Annotated in this window: 11 protein-coding genes; 8 read left to right on the top strand and 3 right to left on the bottom strand. The window is 70.9% G+C overall.

Going from position 1 to position 17,333, the window contains the following annotated elements:
* Positions 1-82 precede the first annotated feature (82 nt).
* The 5 genes from uvrC to F9C12_RS10525 all read left to right on the top strand — a co-directional run bounded on the left by uvrC (position 83) and on the right by F9C12_RS10525 (position 6,734).
* Positions 83-2,110, top strand: coding sequence for an excinuclease ABC subunit UvrC (gene uvrC / locus F9C12_RS10545; protein ID WP_409465743.1), 2,028 nt, complete (start codon positions 83-85; stop codon positions 2,108-2,110).
* A 50-nt stretch (positions 2,111-2,160) separates the two neighbouring features.
* The gene (gene rapZ, locus F9C12_RS10540; protein ID WP_020658140.1) at positions 2,161-3,018 is read left to right on the top strand and encodes an RNase adapter RapZ; all 858 of its coding nucleotides are present in this window, start codon (positions 2,161-2,163) and stop codon (positions 3,016-3,018) included.
* Position 3,019: 1 nt separating this feature from the next.
* Positions 3,020-3,982 carry a uridine diphosphate-N-acetylglucosamine-binding protein YvcK gene (gene yvcK / locus F9C12_RS10535; RefSeq protein WP_409187046.1) on the top strand — a complete coding sequence of 321 codons (963 nt, stop codon included), beginning with the start codon at positions 3,020-3,022 and terminating at the stop codon, positions 3,980-3,982.
* 36 nt (positions 3,983-4,018) lie between these two features.
* Entirely contained in the window at positions 4,019-5,008 is a 990-nt protein-coding gene (whiA, locus tag F9C12_RS10530; protein ID WP_409465742.1) for a DNA-binding protein WhiA, read from the top strand.
* Positions 5,009-5,759: 751 nt separating this feature from the next.
* Entirely contained in the window at positions 5,760-6,734 is a 975-nt protein-coding gene (locus tag F9C12_RS10525; protein WP_409465741.1) for an LLM class flavin-dependent oxidoreductase, read from the top strand.
* Between the two features lie 48 nt (positions 6,735-6,782).
* On the opposite strand, the gene F9C12_RS10520 is transcribed toward F9C12_RS10525, so the two are convergent.
* Complete coding sequence (locus F9C12_RS10520; RefSeq protein WP_409465740.1) at positions 6,783-8,858, bottom strand: PQQ-dependent sugar dehydrogenase; 2,076 nt, start codon at positions 8,856-8,858, stop codon at positions 6,783-6,785.
* 175 nt (positions 8,859-9,033) lie between these two features.
* Positions 9,034-9,474, bottom strand: a complete 441-nt coding sequence (locus F9C12_RS10515; protein ID WP_409181799.1) for a PPOX class F420-dependent oxidoreductase — start codon at positions 9,472-9,474, stop codon at positions 9,034-9,036.
* A gap of 77 nt (positions 9,475-9,551) precedes the next feature.
* On the opposite strand from F9C12_RS10515, the gene F9C12_RS10510 reads away from it, so the two are divergent.
* Genes F9C12_RS10510 through F9C12_RS10500 form a run of 3 tightly spaced genes read left to right on the top strand, consistent with a single transcriptional unit; the run spans position 9,552 to position 16,300 of the window.
* On the top strand, positions 9,552-11,015 hold the full coding sequence (locus tag F9C12_RS10510) for a hypothetical protein (RefSeq protein WP_409187045.1): 1,464 nt from the start codon (positions 9,552-9,554) through the stop codon (positions 11,013-11,015).
* Positions 11,015-11,818, top strand: a complete 804-nt coding sequence (locus tag F9C12_RS10505; RefSeq protein ID WP_409465739.1) for a hypothetical protein — start codon at positions 11,015-11,017, stop codon at positions 11,816-11,818. The genes F9C12_RS10510 and F9C12_RS10505 overlap by 1 nt, the downstream gene beginning before the upstream one ends.
* Positions 11,819-11,830: 12 nt before the next feature.
* The gene (locus tag F9C12_RS10500; RefSeq protein WP_409465738.1) at positions 11,831-16,300 is read left to right on the top strand and encodes a hypothetical protein; all 4,470 of its coding nucleotides are present in this window, start codon (positions 11,831-11,833) and stop codon (positions 16,298-16,300) included.
* A 41-nt stretch (positions 16,301-16,341) separates the two neighbouring features.
* Here the strand turns inward: F9C12_RS10500 and F9C12_RS10495 are convergent, their stop codons facing one another.
* Positions 16,342-17,322, bottom strand: coding sequence for a YncE family protein (locus F9C12_RS10495; RefSeq protein ID WP_409465737.1), 981 nt, complete (start codon positions 17,320-17,322; stop codon positions 16,342-16,344).
* Positions 17,323-17,333: the final 11 nt, after the last annotated feature.

Raw genomic sequence — 17,333 nt, 5'->3', positions numbered from 1 at the left:
CCCGGACTGATCCCGGACCGCGGGCGGCCCGCAGCAAGGGGTCTCCCGGAAACTGTCGGACCCTCGCCATACAGTGGGGCACGTGGCTGATCCGACCACCTACCGACCTCAGCCGGGGAGCATCCCGGACTCGCCTGGCGTCTACAAGTTCCGCGACGACGCCAAGCGGGTCATCTACGTCGGCAAAGCGAAGAGCCTGCGCAGCAGGCTGAACTCGTACTTCGCCGACCTGTCCGGCCTTCATCCGCGCACGCGGCAGATGGTCACCACCGCGGCGAGCGTCGAGTGGACCGTCGTCGGGACCGAGGTCGAGGCGCTCCAGCTGGAGTACAACTGGATCAAGGAATTCGACCCGCGCTTCAACGTCCGCTACCGCGACGACAAGAGCTACCCGGTCCTCGCCGTCACGCTGAACGAGGAATTCCCCCGGCTGCACGTCTACCGCGGCGCGCGCAAGAAGGGGGTCCGCTACTTCGGGCCGTACTCGCACGCGTGGGCGATCCGCGAAACGCTCGACCTCCTCCTGCGCGTTTTCCCCGCTCGCACCTGTTCCGCGGGCGTCTTCCGGCGGCACGGGCAGATCGGGCGGCCGTGTCTGCTCGGCTACATCGACAAGTGCTCGGCACCGTGCGTCGGCCGGGTGTCCGCGGACGAACACCGGGCGATCGTCGAAGATTTCTGCGACTTCCTCGCCGGCCGCACGGACGCGATGGTGAAGCGGCTCGAACGCGAGATGGCCGCCGCTTCCGAGGAGCTGGAGTTCGAGCGCGCCGCGCGGCTGCGGGACGACCTGGGCGCGTTGCGCCGCGCGATGGAGAAACAGGCCGTGGTGTTCGGCGACGGCACAGACGCCGACGTCGTCGCCTTCGCACACGACGAACTCGAGGCCGCCGTCCAGGTGTTCCACGTGCGCGGCGGGCGCGTGCGCGGGCAGCGCGGCTGGGTGATCGACAAGGCCGAGGAAATGGACGTCCCGGCGCTGGTCGACCACTTCCTCACCCAGTTCTACGGCGAGGAGTCCGACCGCGCGGGCCGCGACGACGTCGAGACCGGTCCGGTGGTGCCGCGCGAGGTGCTGGTGCCGGAGCTGCCCGCGGACGCCGACGCGGTCGCCGAGTGGCTGTCCGGCCTGCGCGGGTCGCGCGTGCGGCTGCGGGTGGCGCAGCGCGGCGACAAGAAGGCGCTCGCGGAAACGGTGGAGCGCAACGCGAAGGAAGCGTTCACCCAGCACAAACTGCGCCGTGCGGGCGATCTCACCGCGCGGTCCGCGGCGCTGCAGGAGCTCCAGGACTACCTGGGGCTCGACAGCGCGCCGCTGCGCATCGAATGCATCGACATCAGCCACATCCAGGGCAGCGACGTCGTGGCGTCGCTGGTGGTGTTCGAGGACGGGTTGCCGCGCAAGTCCGAGTACCGCAAGTTCGCGCTGCGCGAGGCGGCGACCGAGGGCGACGTCGCGTCCATCGCCGAGGTCGTGCGGCGGCGGTTCTACCGGTACCTCAAGGAAACGGCCGAAAACGCGGCGGAGACAACGGAAACCGCGCCGGACGCCGACGAAGCCGGGGACGAGGCGGTGGAGCCGGTGCGCGCCGGGATCGACCCGGAGACCGGCCGGCCGCGCAAGTTCGCCTATCCGCCGAACCTGCTGGTCGTCGACGGCGCGGGCCCGCAGGCCACCGCGGCCGCGGACGTGCTCGCCGAACTGGGCATCACCGACATCGCCGTCGTCGGGCTCGCGAAGCGGCTCGAAGAGGTGTGGCTGCCCGGCGAACCGGATCCGATGATCCTGCCGCGCACGTCCGACGCGCTGTATCTGCTGCAGCGGCTTCGCGACGAGGCGCACCGGTTCGCCATTCGCTACCACCGCGAAAAGCGCGCCAAGCGCATGCAGACGTCCGAATTGGACAGTGTGCCCGGACTCGGGCAGGCTCGGCGCACCGCGCTGATCAAGCACTTCGGCTCGGTGAAGAAGCTCAAACAGGCCCGGGTCGAGGAAATCGAAGCGGTGCCCGGTTTCGGCAGGCGCACTGCCGAAGCCGTGGTGGCGGCGCTGGCCGGGGAGACCGGAGCCGCATCGCAGGCAGTGCCGGGAGGGGACCAGGGGTCGTGATCGGGAAGGAAGCACACGTGAGTGCGGAAGAGGAAAAACGGGGCAGCGGGATGGAGGTCGCGGTCGTGTCCGGCCTGTCCGGCGCGGGCCGCTCCACGGCGGCGAAATGCCTGGAGGACCTCGGCTGGTTCGTCGTCGACAACCTGCCGCCGGAGCTGATCGCCACGATGGTCGAGCTCGGCGCGCAGGCGCGGGGGGCGATCACGAAGGTGGCGGTGGTGATGGACGTGCGCTCGCGCGCGTTCACCGACGACCTGGCCTCGGTGATCAAGGACCTGGACGCGCGCGGGTACAAGCCGCGCGTGCTGTTCCTGGAGGCCACCGACGCGGTGCTGGTGCGCCGCTTCGAATCGGTCCGCCGCGGCCACCCGATGCAGGGCGACGGCAGGCTCGCCGACGGCATCACCGCCGAGCGGAAACTGCTTTCGCCGCTGCGCGAGGAAGCCGACCTGGTGCTCGACACGTCCGCGCTGTCGGTGCACGACCTGCGCGCGAAGATCGAGGACGCGTTCGGTTCCGAGGCCAGCACGCAGACCCGCGTCACCGTGCTGTCCTTCGGCTACAAGTACGGTTTGCCGATGGACGCCGACCTGGTGATGGACGTGCGGTTCCTGCCGAACCCGTTCTGGATCCCGGAGCTGCGCGAGCACACCGGCCTCGACGGCGAGGTGCGCAATTACGTGCTGTCGCAGGAAGGAGCCGAGGAATTCCTCGACCGCTACCACCAGCTGCTGCGGCTCATCGGCGCGGGCTACAAGCGCGAGGGCAAGCGGTACCTGACGCTCGCGGTCGGCTGCACCGGCGGCAAGCACCGCAGCGTCGCGATCTCCGAGGAACTCGCCCAGCGACTGTCCAATGAGGACGGCATGGCAGTAAAGGTGGTGCACCGGGATCTTGGCCGGGAGTGACGTGCGCGCGGTGGCGCTGGGCGGAGGACACGGGCTGCACGCGACGCTGACCGCGCTCCGGCGGATCACCCGCGCCGTCACGGCGGTGGTCACGGTGGCCGACGACGGCGGGTCGTCCGGCAGGCTGCGCCGCGAACTGGGGCTGCTGCCGCCGGGCGACCTGCGCCAGGCGTTCGCCGCGTTCGCCGCGGAGGACGGCGGGCGGCTGTGGGCCGAGGTGTTCCAGCACCGTTTCGGCGGCGACGGCGCGCTCGCCGGGCACGCCGTCGGCAACCTGCTGCTCGCCGGGCTGTTCGAGGTGCTCGGCGACCCGGTGGCCGCGCTCGACGAGGCGAGCAGGCTGATGGGCATCTCCGGCCGCGTGCTGCCGATGTCGCCCGAGCCGCTGGAGATCGAGGGCGAGGTCAGCGGCCTCGACAGCGAGGACCCGGACGCGATCCGGCGCATCCGCGGCCAGGTCGCGGTCGCCAGCACGCCCGGCCAGGTGCATCGCATCACACTGCACCCGGCCGGCCGCCAGGAACGCCCGCCGCGCGGCTGCCCGGAGGCGATCGAGGCGGTGCTGGAGGCGGACGTCGTGTTCCTCGGTCCCGGCTCGTGGTTCACCAGCGTGCTGCCGCACCTGCTCGTCCCGGATCTGCACGACGCGCTCGTGCGCACGAAGGCCACCAAAGTCGTCGTGCTGAATTTGGTCCCCCAACCGGGGGAAACCGGCGGATTCTCCCCGGAGCGGCATCTGGACGTACTCTTCGAGCACGCGCCCGCGCTGCGGGTCGACGCCGTGATCGCGGACCGGGATTCCGTCCCTGACCCGGCAAGCCTCCGCCGGGCCGCCGAACGCCTCGGAGCCAGGGCCTGCCTGGGGGCGGTGGGCGACCCGGTCGTGGCGGGACGGCATGATCCTGGTGCGCTCGCCCAGTGCGTGCGAGAGGCACTCGGCCTCGGCGGGGAGCACTGTGGGTGACGGCGGGCGCGCAGCGAAAGGCAGGAGGGGCAGTACATGGCGATGACCGCCGCGGTGAAGGACGAACTGAGCCGGCTCGAGATCACGAAGATCGGGCCGCGCCGGGCGGAGGTCGCGTCGCTGCTTCGCTTCGCGGGCGGGCTGCACATCGTGGCCGGCCGGGTGGTGGTCGAGGCGGAGCTGGACACGGGTTCGGTCGCGCGGCGGCTGCGCAAGGAGATCCACGAGCTGTACGGACATCATTCGGACGTGCACGTGATCACCGCGAGCGGCGGCCTGCGCAAGGGGACGCGGTACGTCGTGCGCGTGGTGAAGGACGGCGAGGGCCTTGCCCGCCAGACCGGTCTGATCGACCAGCGCGGACGCCCCGTGCGCGGCCTGCCCGCCGCCGTGGTGTCCGGCGGAGTGGCCGACGCCGAAGCAGCCTGGCGCGGCGCCTTCCTGGCCCACGGCTCGCTGACCGAACCGGGCCGCTCGTCGTCCCTGGAAGTCACCTGCCCGGGCCCGGAAGCGGCCTTGGCCCTCGTCGGCGCGGCGCGACGGATGGGCATCCAGGCGAAGTCGCGCGAGGTCCGGGGCGCGGACCGGGTCGTGGTCCGCGACGGTGACGCGATCGGCGCCCTGCTGACCCGCCTGGGCGCGCACACGAGCGTGCTGCAGTGGGAAGAACGCCGGATGCGCCGAGAGGTGCGAGCGACCGCCAACCGCCTCGCGAACTTCGACGACGCGAACCTCCGCCGCTCGGCCCGCGCCGCCGTCGCCGCGGCCGCCCGGGTGGAACGAGCCCTGGAGATCCTCGGCGACACCGCTCCGGACCACCTGCTCGCGGCCGGCCGCCTGCGCTTGTCGAACCGCCAGGCGTCCCTGGAGGAACTCGGCCAGCTGTCCGACCCGCAAATGACGAAAGACGCGGTAGCCGGCCGAATCCGGCGGCTGCTGGCGATGGCGGACAAGCGGGCGAAGGCACTGAACATCCCGGACACCGAATCGGCGGTGACCCCGGAAATGCTGGAGGAAGAAGCCTGACGCGGTGGACGGCGGGGTTAGAGGCGGGATGGCCTGGCCCCGCCGCGGTGGTTGGGGTGGGGTTGGCTTGGCCCTGCTGCGGTGGGTTGGGTGCGGATGGCCTAAGCCCTGGTGCGGTGGGTTGGGTGCGGATGGTCTGGCTTCGCCGCGGTGGTTGGGGCGGGGGAGTGGCCTGCCTGGCCCGGTTTGCGGCTTCTCGGCGGGAAGCCCGCTGCGCCCGGTCGCGTTGGTCTGGGCGGCCTGCCTGCTCCCTTCGCGGTGGCTTGCGACGGCGGAGCAGTCCCGCCTCGGAAGACCAGCCGCGGCCGCCCGGGACCTGCCCGATCGTCGGCGGGAGTCTCGTGAGTGCCTATGCCGGTTCTTACCGGCAAAAACACTCACGAGGGTGCGCCTGCCGAAGAAACTCTCGCCGCGCTGGCCGAGCACGGCATCATCCCTTGCTCCGCGAACCTTCCGCTACGCCTTCAGCAACACGTCCCACCCCACCCTGCGTTTTCCGCAGCACATGCCCGCCTCACCGCCGGCCCGCGCCACCCCGTCTCACCCTGCGTTTTCGCGGCGCCTACCCGTCCCGTCCCGCCGCCGAGCCCACCCCACCCACCCCATCTCACCCTGCGTTTTCCGTGGCACCTCCCCGTCCCGCCCCGCCGTCGAGCCCACCCCACCCGCCGAGCCCGCCCGGCCGTCAAGACTTCGTCCACAGTGGACAAATCACCCCCACCACACCGCGGTGTTCGCTACCGTGGAGGGCATGATCGATCTGCCGCTCTCCGTACTTGAACTCGCGCTGGTCGAAGCCGGGCAGTCGGCCACCGCGGCGCTCGAACCGCTCTCCTCTGTCGCGCGCAGGGTGGACGACCTCGGCTACCGCCGGCTCTGGTTTGCCGAGCATCACGGTTCCCCGGCCATCGCCAGTGCCTCCCCGCAGGTGCTCGCGGCGCACGCGGGCGCGGTGACGTCCCGGGTCCGCGTCGGGTCCGGCGGGGTTCTCGCGCCCAATCACGCGCCGTTCGCGTTGGCTGAGCAGTTCGGCACCCTGTCCGCGCTCAACGGCGGCCGGGTCGATCTCGGCGTCGGGCGCGGGCCGGGCGCGCTCGATCCGGAGATCATCCGGGCGTTGCGCCGCGGGGCCGAGCCTGCACAGGAAGCCGACTATCACGCCGATGTCGACGAGCTTCTGAAGTATCTCGGCAGCGACCAGGTGCTTCCCGGCGGCGTGACCGTGCCGGAGCCGTGGCTGCTCAGTTCCAGCCCGGCGGGCGCGGAGGTGGCGGCCGAGCGCGGGTTGCCGATCGCGTTCGCACATCACATCCGGCCGGACAACACCGCGCCCTCGCTGGAGCGGTACCGGGAGAAGTTCCGGCCCTCGAAGTGGCGTTCCGCGCCGTACGTGCTGCTGTGCGTCGAGACGATCTGCGCGGACACCGAGGCCGAGGCCGAATACCTGTCCGGGCCGATGAACGTCCTCAAATCCCACCTGCTCACCGGCGGCGGGGGAGACCAGCCGATGCTCACGCCCGAGGAGGCCGCGGGGTACGAGTTCGCGCCGGAGATGGTGCCGCAGCTCGAACACTTCCGCGCGGCGCAGGCGTACGGCGAGCGGGAGCAGGTCCAAGCCCGGCTCGCGGAGCTGGCGAAGCAGACCGGCGCGGACGAAATCATGGTCACCGTGCCGGTTTTCGACGCGAAGGCGCGCATCCGCTGTTACGAGCTGCTGAAAGAATGAGGTGCGGCAGGGGTGACCGGCGCCGCTCCGGTCACCCCTGCCGCGGCTTTATCCGGCGAGTGCCGCGCCGGGGAACTTCAGCTGCACCACCACGTTGTCGATGGTGTCCGGCGTGCCGCCGAGCTTGTCGTTGTTCGTCGAGGTCACCCACAGGCGCCCGTCCGGCGTCTTGGTCACCGAGCGCAGCCGGCCCCAGCGGCCGGAGAACACCGCGGACACGCTGCCGATGCTGTCGCCCTTGATCTGCGTCGCGAACAGCTGCTTGCCGGTCACCGCCGCGATGTAGATCCAGTCGTTCACGATCTCGATGCCCGACGGTCCGGCCTGCGAGGTCGGCCACGTCTTCTTGGGCGCGATCGTCCCGCCGCAGTCGCCGATCGTGCCCTCGCAGGCCGACCAGCCGTAGTTGCCGCCCTTCTGGATCAGGTTCAGCTCGTCCTGGCTGCTCTCGCCGAACTCCGACGACCACAGCCGCCCCTGCGAATCCCAGGCCAGGCCCTGCGGGTTGCGGTGCCCGTAGCTCCAGACGTACCGCGCGTTGCCGCCGGTGGCGTAGAACGGGTTGTCGCTCGGCGCGGACCCGTCCGGGTTGAGCCGCAGGATCTTGCCGTTGAGCGAACTCTTGTTCTGCGCGTTGGCCTTGACCTTCGCGTCGCCGACGGTGGCGTACAGCTTGCCGTCCGGGCCGAACGCGATGCGGCCGCCGTTGTGGTACTGGTTCTTCGACATGCCGGTCAGCACCGGAGTGGTCGTCTTCGACAGCGTGGTGCCGTCGTAGGTGACCTTCACGATCCGGTTGTCGCTGGACGACGTGTGGTACAGGTACACCGCGTGGTCGGTGTTCCACTGCGGCGAAATCGCCAGCCCGAGCAGCCCGCCCTCGCCGTTCGTGGTGACCACGCCGGGGATCTTGCCGAGCGTCGTCTTCTTGCCGTCCGGGGTGATCTGCAGCAGTTCGAACCGGTCCCGCTCGGTCACCAAGGCGTTGCCGTTCGGCAGGAAACCGACCGCCCACCCGAGGTCGACCTTCGCGATGTCCTTGTCGTACGAAGGAATTCCGCCGCCGGAACCGCTGCTGCTGGTGGTTTTCGCGGTGACCGCGTTGCTCGCCGCGGAGGCGTTTCCGTTGGGGTCACGCGCTTTTACGGTGAACGTGTACGACGTGTTCGGCTTGAGGTCGGTGACCGTCGCCGACGTCTGCGTCGTGGTCGAGACGACGTTGCCGCTCTGGTACACGTCGTAGCCGGCGATCGAGCCGCTGTCGTCGGTGGAAGCCTTCCAGGACAACGAAATGCTGTCTGAGGTGCTGCCGGTGACCTTCAGTGAACCGGGCACGCTCGGCGGGGTTTTGTCGTCGCTGGGCGGGGTTTTCACGCCGACGACATTGCTCGGCTGGGACGGGTTGCCCGCCGCGTCGTAGGCGATCACCGAGATGTCGTACGACGTGTTCGGCGTCAGCTGGTCGACGGTCGCCGACGTGGTCTTGCCGTCCACGACCTTCAGCGTGTTGCCGCCGCGGTTGATCTCGTACCGCGTGACGCCGACGTTGTCCGTTGCCGGGTCCCAGCGGAAATCCGCCGCGGTAGGCCGGATGTTCGACGCCTGGAAGTTCTTCGGCGGCGTCGGCGGCTCGGTGTCGGCCGGGGCGGAAAAGCTGTCGGTGAGCTTGTCGGTGTTGGGCCCGCCGTTCGCGGACGCCGAAACGGTGCGCACGTGGTTGACGCCCGCGGTGAGCTGGACGGTCGCGGTGACGGTCTTCCACGTCGTCCAGGAACCGGTGCTGGGGAAGGAAACCGTGCCCTTGTCGCCGCCGTCGACCACGAGCTTCATCGGCCGGTCGTCGGCGGTTCCGTTGGCGTAGCGGAAAGTCAGTGTGTGCGTGCCGGCCTGTGCCGCGTTGACCGAGTAGTCGGCGTAGCTGCCGACGAGGTTCTCGAAGTCCACGAATCCCTTGCCGGAGTAGCCGGAGTGGTTCGTGGCGATCTTGGCCTGGGAGAGCGTCGCGTCCTCGGACTCGTAGTCCCCGGTGGCCGCGGTGGCGGTCACAGGGGTCAGCAGTGCGCAGCCGAGCGCGGTCGCCGCGGTACCGGCGAACAGCGCGCTCAACGTCGAGCGTCGTGCCACGGGGGCCTCCTGCGTGAGGGGGATCGGGGCGGCGGCGGGGATGAAGTCTTCGTTAGGAAACTTTCCTATTTATGGGGACAGATCACACACCCTCGGCAGCGCGGTGTCAATAGTGCGATGGCGGCATTACGCTCCGCAGCCGAAGCCGCGGAGCGCCCTCGAGGGAGCGGGCGGGTCAGAAACCGGCGATGTCCGCCCGCGCGATCACCTTCGTGATCCTCGCCCGGACGAGGGATTCTTCCGGGACGGCGTTGCGCTTGCCGTAGGCCGGGCCGTTCTCCTCGCCCATGTACCGCGCGCCGAGCCGGGTGGCCCACTCCAGCATTTCGTCCAGGTCGTGGTGCAGTTCCGCCTCGGCGGTGAACTGGACGTAGGAGAACGGCGGCCGCTGGTCGTCCACGGCGAGCGAGATCCGCGGGTCGCGGCGCAGGGCCTTGCCTTTCAGCGTGTCCGTGCCGGTGGTGAAGATCAGCTCGTCGCCGTGAGGCCCCTCGTTCAGCAAGAACCAGACGGGCGTGACGACCGGGGCCCCGTTCGCCCGCACGATCCCCAGCATCCCGGTCCGCGTGCCCTCGCTCGCGAACTTCCACCACTCCGCCCTGGTCATCTCCCGCATGCCTGCCACGCTAGCCGTCCGCGTGTGCGGGCGCTCGGCCGGGCCGACTAGCCTGACCTGCTGTGCGATACGACGAGATGGGCGCCGCCGGGCTCGCCGACGAGGGGCTGACCCGTCGGCTGAAGGCGCTCGCCTGCACCGCGCCGTTGCACGACCTCGACGCGCGGAAGGCGAAGCTCGACTGGGCCGACGCCACGGTGTACCAGATGGCCGAGATCGCGCTGCACACGATCGACCAGGTCACCATCGCGATGGACTTCGACACCGGGGCCGGGCACGACCAGGTGATCGACCGACTGCTGCCGTTCATCTCGCTGCAGGCGCCGTCGCGGACGCCGGAAGAGCACGTGCGCGTGGCCAAGTGGGTGCTGGACAACCTGATCAACGTCGGCACCACCGACCGCGGCTTCCGGCGCGTGTACGGCTCGCTCGGCCCCGGCGGCTACCAGCGTCGCCAGTTCGACTTCAAGCTGCTGGTCGAACTGGCCGCCCCGGACGGCGAGGTGTACCTGCGGGCCACCGACGAGGCGATCAACGTGCTGGTCGGCGCGCTGGACACGGACGTCGAATCGGCGCAGATCGCGGCCGAGGTGAAGCTGGAGAACCTGATCAACCGAGGCCGCCTCGCCGACGCGAAGCTCGCCGCGGAGCAGGCGCGCTACCGCACCGTGCAATACGGCGAGACGCTGCGCGCGAAGCTCGACGCGACCCGCCGCGACGTGCGCGCGGTCGACTGGGAGCAGGAGGTGCCGGAGCTGATCGAATCAGCGCTCGGGCACATCGAGTCCCGGTTCCGCGCGGAGAACGCGATCCTCAAGAACATCACCACCGCGCGCGACGAATCCGAGGATCCCGACCACAAGCGCCGCGCGGCCGAGCTGGTCGACATCGTCGCGGACTGCATCCGGCGGCACACCCGGCTCCAGTCCCGGCTGGCCGACGCCGGTGCGGTCTTCCGCGCCGAACAGGACCGCCAGCAGTTCTCCGGTCCGCCGCAGCGGGCCACGATCGACCTGTTCGGCCAGCTCCTGATGCCGACGCTCGGCTTGCCGCTCGCCGACGCCACCGCGCCCGCCGAGCACTTCTTCCACGCCGTCGCCGGGATCACGACGCCGGTCGTGCCGTCGCTGTCGTCGCTGGTGTCGCTGCTGCTGCGGCCCGCCCCGGAACGCGACCAGCTGGTCGGCGAGGTGCCGGAACCGGAGCTGGTGCCCGCCGAGGTGACCGACCGGTTCGGCGACGACGTGTGGCGCCTCGCCGACGAACTGCTCGACCTGCCCGACGTGCCGCGCCGGCTGTCCGGGCTGCTGGAGGACGCGCGCCGCTCCGGGCAGCCGAACCTGGCGTCCCTGGTCGCGCTGCGTGCCCTGCACGCTTACAGTCCCGAGGTCGGCGCGGCGCGCCGGCAGGGGGAACGCCACGTGCTGCTCGCCGTCGACGACGGCACCCTGCTCGACGACCCGGAGTTCGGCGGCGCGGATCTGCTGCTGTCCACCGCGGAGGTCGAACGAGCGGACGACGAGACCGAGGAGGTCGCCTGATGCCGGTGACGCACACGAGCGTCGACGCCGAGGCCGCCGCGCGCCTCGTCGCGTTCGGGATGCGCCCGAAGCAGCTGCCCGCCCGCGACGTCGTGTACGGCGAGCTGGTGCGCCGTTACGGCGAGGACAACGCGTTCAAGGCGCTGACCCACGCGGTCGCGTCCGGGCTCGGGCTGATGGTGCTCGAGGTGACGCAGCAGGCCGGCTGCGTGCTCGCGGCCACCGACGAGTCCGTCTTCGAGATCAAGATGGACAGCTACGCGCGCCAGGCCAAGATCCGCGAGCGGCGCGAGACGGAAAAGGTGCTGCACGGCCTGATTCACCTCGCGACGGCCGCGCTCGGCTATCCGCGGCCGGACGATCTGGCCAACGACACGTACATCGGCCGCGTGAGCGTCGAGCAGGTCGACGCGATGGTCCGCGAAGCGGCGCGCGTGCTCGACGAACGCGCGCAGCTGGCCGAGGCGAACAACGACCCGCTGGCCGACGCGCCGGAGCTGGAACAGGCGTGGCGCGCGTACGCTCGGCGTCCGGCCGCCGCGGCGACGAAGGACGGCCGGATGGCGGCGGACACCACGCGCGGCATGGTGTCGCGGGCGCTGCGATTCCTTGCCGACCAAGGCTTTCTGGTGCCGGTGAGCGACGAACAGGGCGGCACCTACCGCACGACGCCGAGGTACCAGATCCAGGTGCGCGAGCTGGCCGCGGACGCCGCGTTCGACGACCTGCTCGCGCTCGGCGTCGTCGCGGTCGCCGGGCCCGGGGGGACGCTGCGCGCGACGGCCTCGGACACGCTGCAGTAAGAGGGGAAACGGATGTACGAGCTTTCGCGGGTCCGCCTGCATTCGGTGGGCCCGGCGGGCGCCCGGTACCAGGACGTGGTGCTGGACTTCAGCGGCGTCGGGGCCGAGATCACCGCGCCGAAACAGGACGCGCTGTTCTCCGCGGGCATCCACGCCGGCGGACCGGTGCGCCGCCCGTCTCCGGCGAGCGTGCTGTTCCTGGAGAACGGCGGTGGCAAGTCCGTGCTGATCAAGCTGATCTTCTCGGTGATGCTGCCCGGGCGGCGCCAGGTGGTCGGCACCACGAGCACGAAGGTGCTGGAGAAGTTCGTGACGGCCAAGGACGTCGCGCACGTGGTGCTGGAGTGGCTGCACGTCGAGACCGGGCAGCGGGTGATCACCGGCAAGGTGTCGGAGTGGCGCGGGCACGTGACGTCGGCGGACTCGGAGAACCTGGTCGACTCCTGGTACTGCTTCCGCCCGACCGCCGAGCTCGGCCTCGATTCGCTGCCGCTGACCGAGGACGGCCGCCTGCTCACCATGTCCGGCTTTCACGACCGGATTGCCGGCGCGGCGATGGCCGAACCGGAGCTGGAGCTGTTCTGGACGCGCCGGCACCACGAGTGGACCGGACGGCTCGACCAGCTCGGCCTCGACACGGAGCTGTTCCGCTACCAGCGCGCGATGAACGCGGGCGAGGGCGAGGCGGCGGACGCGTTCCAGTTCTCCACCGACGAGGCGTTCGTGGAGTTCTTGCTGCGCGCGGTGCTGTCCGAGGACGAGCCGAAGGACCTCGCCGAGGTCGTATCGACGTATGCGAACAATCTGTCGCAGCGCGGCGATCTGATGGCGGAGAAGGAATTCGTCGAGGGAGCGCTGGAACTGCTCGGTCCGCTGGCCGAGGAGGAAGGCGTCGCGGCGGCTTCGCGGCGGATCGCCGAATCCGCGCGGGAGGACCTCAGCGAGCTGGCCGGGCGGATCCACGCGCGCAACGAGCTGGAGAACGCGCGGCTGTCCGGCCTCGAAGAGCACGTCGAGGAGGTGCGGACCGCGGAGAAGCTCGCCGAGGGCGACCATCGGCGGCTGACCGCGGGCGTCACCGAGCTCCGGCGGCTGGTCGCGGTGCTGCGGCTGGAAGAAGCGCAGATCGAACGCGAGCGTGTCGACGGCGAGCTGACCGAGGCGAAGACGCAAGCCGAAGCGTGGCGCGAAACCGCGACCGTGCTGAACCGGTTGAACGCGGCGCGCAAGGCGAAAGACCTGCGCGAGCTGGTCGGAAACCGCGAGGAGAAGGCGAAGCCGGCGCTGGCCGCGCGGGATGCGGCGGCGGTCGCGTTGGGGCGCGGTCTGCTTTCGCTGGCGCGGGATGCCCAGCGACAGGCGGACAAAGCCGAGGCGCACGCGGACGCGTTGCGCGCCGAAGCGGAGAAGGCGCAGACGGAACGGGACGAGGCGGCGAATCTGGCAGCTGGCCGTCGGGCGGAGGCGCGCGGGCTGTCGTCGCGGATCGCTGAGCTGCGCGAGGAAATCTCCGAGTCTGTCCGAAGCGGACTGCTGCCGGCCGGGGCGGACGTGGCGGAAGCGGCCCGGTCCGCGCGGGCGGAAGCCGAGGCCGCGGCGGCGGAATCGGTTCGCCGGGAACAGGAACTCGACCGGGTCGGCGAGGAGCTGCAAGCGGCGCAGCGTGCGGTGAACGAGGCGCACCAGCTCGCCGGGTCCGCTCAGGACCGGCTCGTGCGCGCTGCCGAAGACCTCGAACGCGCGCACCGGCGGACCGACGCGCTGGCCGCCGAACCGCGGTTGATGGAGCTGCTCGGCGCGGACGACGTCAAGCTGGAGAGCGACCTTCCGGTGCTGCTGCAGCGGTTGCGCGACGCGAGCGCCGCGGTCGAGAAGGAACAGACCGCGCTGCGGATGGAGGAGCAGGCCGACGAACGGGCGCTGGCCGCGCTCGGGTCGGGCGGGCTGCTGCCGCCGCCGGAGGACGTGCAGGCCGCGCTGGACGCGTTGGAGCAGGCCGGGATCACCGCGTGGTCGGGCTGGCGGTATCTGTCCAAACTGGACTCCGTGCGGCGCGACGAGGTGCTGGAGCGGATGCCGCAGCTCGTCGCCGGGGTGCTGCTGAACGACGCGGCGCAGGTGAAGCGGGCGCGCGAGGTGCTGGAGGCTTCCCGGCTGCTGCCGAGCGCGGTCGTCGCGGTCGGCACCACGGACGCGTTCCAGGCGGCGGATGTTCCGGCTGCGTCGGGGGTCGAGTTCCTCGTGCCGCCGAACCCGGCGATGTACGACGAGGAAGCCGCCGACACCGAGCGGGAAGCCGTGGCGCAGCGGCACGCGGAACGGCAGCGCCGGCTGGAGCAGCTGTCGGAGTCGCTGGCCGCCGACGGCGCGCTGACGTGGAAGCTCACCACCTGGCGCGAGGACTACCCGGCCGGTGCCATCGGGACGCTCGCCGAGCAGGCCGAAAGCGCTCGGGTGGCCCGGGAGACCGCGCAGACCGCACTCGCGCAGGCTGAAGCGGAATTCGCCCGGTTGAGCGAAAAAGTCACCGCTTTGCGGGAGCGGGTTCCCGCGTTGCGGACCGCTGCCGCGGAAGCGGAGGAGAAGGCGCGTCGGCTCGGCGAACTCGCTACGAGGGCGGCGCGGGTCGCGGAGTGGACCGAAGAAGTCGAGCGGGCAACGGAAATCGCGGAACGCGCGGAGACGTCGGCGGCCGAGGCGTCGGCTCGGGCGGCGCGGTTGCGCGAGCAGGCGGCGGAGGAGCAGCGGACCGCTGACGGACACCGTCGCACCGTCACCACCGCGCGGTCCGAGCTGGCCGAGGTGCCGGGCGCGGCCGACCTGCCGGAGGACGTCGAAGCACCTTCGGAACCGGTGGACGCGTTGCGGCGCACCTTCGCGTCGGCTTCCGAGGCGTACGCGAAGGTCGAGGTCGGCAGTGATCTCCGGGCCGAGCTGGAGCAGGCCGAATCCGCCGAAGCCGCGGCGTCGTCCGCCTTGGAAGCGCTGGACGAAGAGGTCCGGGTGCGCGCGGCGGCGTTGCTGGAGACGCCGGACGGTTCGGACGCGTCCACCCGGGCGGCGGCGTTGGCGAGGGCGCGGCGAGTCGTCGACGCGCTGGAGGAGGAGCGCACCGAGGTCATCGGCCTGGTGTCGACGCGCCGGGCCGAGCTGGACGTGCTGCCGTTGCAGACCGGCGTCGCCTCTCCGGCCGAGCGGCCGCGCGACATCGAGCACGGCCTCGAGCTGATCGACGCGGCTTCGCTGGAAGTGTCCGCGGCGGCCCGGAAATGGGAAGAGCTGCAGGAACGCCGGGCAGCGGCGGAAGCGACGCTCGACGCGGCGAAGGCTTCGGCGTCCGGCTTCGGCCTGCTCTCGGAATCGTTGGCACACCTGCGTTCCGAGGAGCCGGCCGAGGCCTACGACGGCGATGTCGAATCCGCGCGGACCCGGTACAACCAGCTCAACACGGTCCTGAACGACGCGCAGGCGGCGGCCGATTCCGGCGATCGCCGGGTGCGCGCGGCGGCGGATCAGCTGGCGCAGTACGCGACCGAGAAGCGGTTCGAAAAGCTCAGCACGCCGGTGCGGCAGCAGGTGATTTCCGTGAAACGGGACCAGCTTCCGGCGCACGCGGCGGAATGGAGCGAGGCGCTGCGGCCCCGGCTGCGGACGCTCACCGACGACCTCGCGCAGATCGACCGGCACCGCGGCGGCATCATCACGCGGCTGCAGGGCATGGTCGAAGGCGCGTTGCGCACTCTGCGGTCGGCGCAGCGGGTGTCGCGGCTGCCGGACGGGCTCGGCGACTGGTCCGGCCAGGAGTTCCTGCGGATCCGGTTCACCGAGCTGGAAGACCATGTGCTGGCGGAAAAACTGGGCGAGGTCGTCGACGAGGCGGCCGCGGGCAAGACCGCCGACGGCCGCGACGTGAAGCGCGACGGGCTGTCGCTGGTGCTGCGCGGGGTGCACGTCGCCGCGCCCAAGGGGTACCGGGTCGACATGCTCAAACCGGACTCCGTGCTGCGCACCGAACGTCAGCGGGTGTCGGAAATCCGCGACGTGTTCTCCGGCGGCCAGCAGCTGACCGCGGCGATCATCCTGTACTGCACGCTCGCCGCGCTGCGCGCCAACAACCGGGGCAAGGCGCGGAACCGGCATTCGGGCGTGCTGTTCCTGGACAACCCGATCGGCCGGGCCTCCGCCGGGTACCTGCTGGAACTGCAGCGGGCGGTGGCCGAAGCGCTGGGCGTGCAGCTGATCTACACGACGGGCCTGTTCGACGCGGGCGCGCTCGCGGAATTCCCGCTGATCGTGCGGCTGCGCAACGACGCGGACCTGCGGGCCGGGCGGAAGTACCTGTCGGTGGACGCGACGATCCGGAACTCCCTCGACGACCTCGGCGATCCGGACGGGGTGGCGCGGCTTTCGGCGACGCGGATGTTCAGCCGCACTTCGCCGTCTCCCTCGGCGGAGCCGTCGGAGGAAGACCAACTCGCTTGACGGGCTGGCTGGCGCGCGGGTCCGTACCGCGCGCCAGCCGGTCAGCCGGCGGGTACGTACGCCAGCCCATGTCCGCCTGGCGCCCCGGCCGTCTTCGTGTCCAAAGTGGTCACCAGCGTCCGGGTCTCGAGGTCGATGACCTCTACCGCGGTCGAGGCCGCTCCGGACACGAAGGCGACCCGTCCGTCCGGATCGGACAGAATGGCCAGCGGGAACTCCGTTTTCAGGTCGATGGATCCGAGGAATTCGTTGCTGGCCGCGGAAAACGCCAGCAGCCGCCCGCCCAGCTCGGCGGCCAGCACCTCGCCGGACGCCGTGCTGTGGACCGGCAACACCGGATGTTCCGTCGGCAGCAGGGTTTCGGGCGCTCCGGTGACCGCGTCGAACACCCGGATCCCGGGCGCCGCGCGGACCGGTTCGGTGCCGTTGTCGAGATACGGCACCGCGACGTACAGCCGCTTGCCGTCCCGGGAAAGCTCCAGCCCCTCGCTGCCGGGAACGGCGATTTTCTCGATCTCCCCGCTGTCCAAGTCCACAATGGACACAAACGGCGCTTCCTTGTTGGTCACGTACCCGAGCCGCCCGTCCGGGCTGATCGCGACCCAATGCGGCCCCGGCGCGCCGGTGGCGAGATGCCTTAGCGGCCGTCGCGTCGCGGTATCGACGACCACAAGACCGCCCTCGTGCTCTGGACCGGCCTCGACGGTGACGTACAGCAGCCCGCGCACCGGATCGAGCGCCAGCCCGTGCGGCGCGTGCTCCGGCGAAAGGTCGACAACCTCCAGGATCTCGCGCGAATCCGGATCGATCGCGGTCAGCTCGGTCGCTCGGTCACCGTGGCGGTGATAGGCGCCGTGGCGGTACGCGCTCGCGCACCAGACCACGCGGTGGACCGGGTCGAAGCAGAGGTCGTGCGGCTGGGCGGGCACTGCGACCGTGCCGAGGTGCTTCCCGGACCCGACGTCGAAGAACGCGACCGCCGGCCCTTGCGCTCCCGCGACCGCGAGTATCGCTTCTCGCATAGGTGTTCTCC

This window comes from Amycolatopsis sp. GA6-003 (assembly GCF_046267895.1).
GTDB lineage: Bacteria > Actinomycetota > Actinomycetes > Mycobacteriales > Pseudonocardiaceae > Amycolatopsis.
This window is presented reverse-complemented; position numbering and strand designations above follow the sequence as displayed.

Bases quoted from the DNA above. Each gene is read 5' to 3' on its own strand.
- rapZ (WP_020658140.1), top strand. From the start codon at position 2,161: ATGGAGGTCGCGGTCGTGTCCGGCCTGTCCGGCGCGGGCCGCTCCACG.
- whiA (WP_409465742.1), top strand. From the start codon at position 4,019: ATGGCGATGACCGCCGCGGTGAAGGACGAACTGAGCCGGCTCGAGATC.
- F9C12_RS10525 (WP_409465741.1), top strand. From the start codon at position 5,760: ATGATCGATCTGCCGCTCTCCGTACTTGAACTCGCGCTGGTCGAAGCC.
- F9C12_RS10515 (WP_409181799.1), bottom strand. From the start codon at position 9,474: ATGCGGGAGATGACCAGGGCGGAGTGGTGGAAGTTCGCGAGCGAGGGC.
- F9C12_RS10510 (WP_409187045.1), top strand. From the start codon at position 9,552: ATGGGCGCCGCCGGGCTCGCCGACGAGGGGCTGACCCGTCGGCTGAAG.
- F9C12_RS10505 (WP_409465739.1), top strand. From the start codon at position 11,015: ATGCCGGTGACGCACACGAGCGTCGACGCCGAGGCCGCCGCGCGCCTC.
- F9C12_RS10500 (WP_409465738.1), top strand. From the start codon at position 11,831: ATGTACGAGCTTTCGCGGGTCCGCCTGCATTCGGTGGGCCCGGCGGGC.
- F9C12_RS10495 (WP_409465737.1), bottom strand. From the start codon at position 17,322: ATGCGAGAAGCGATACTCGCGGTCGCGGGAGCGCAAGGGCCGGCGGTC.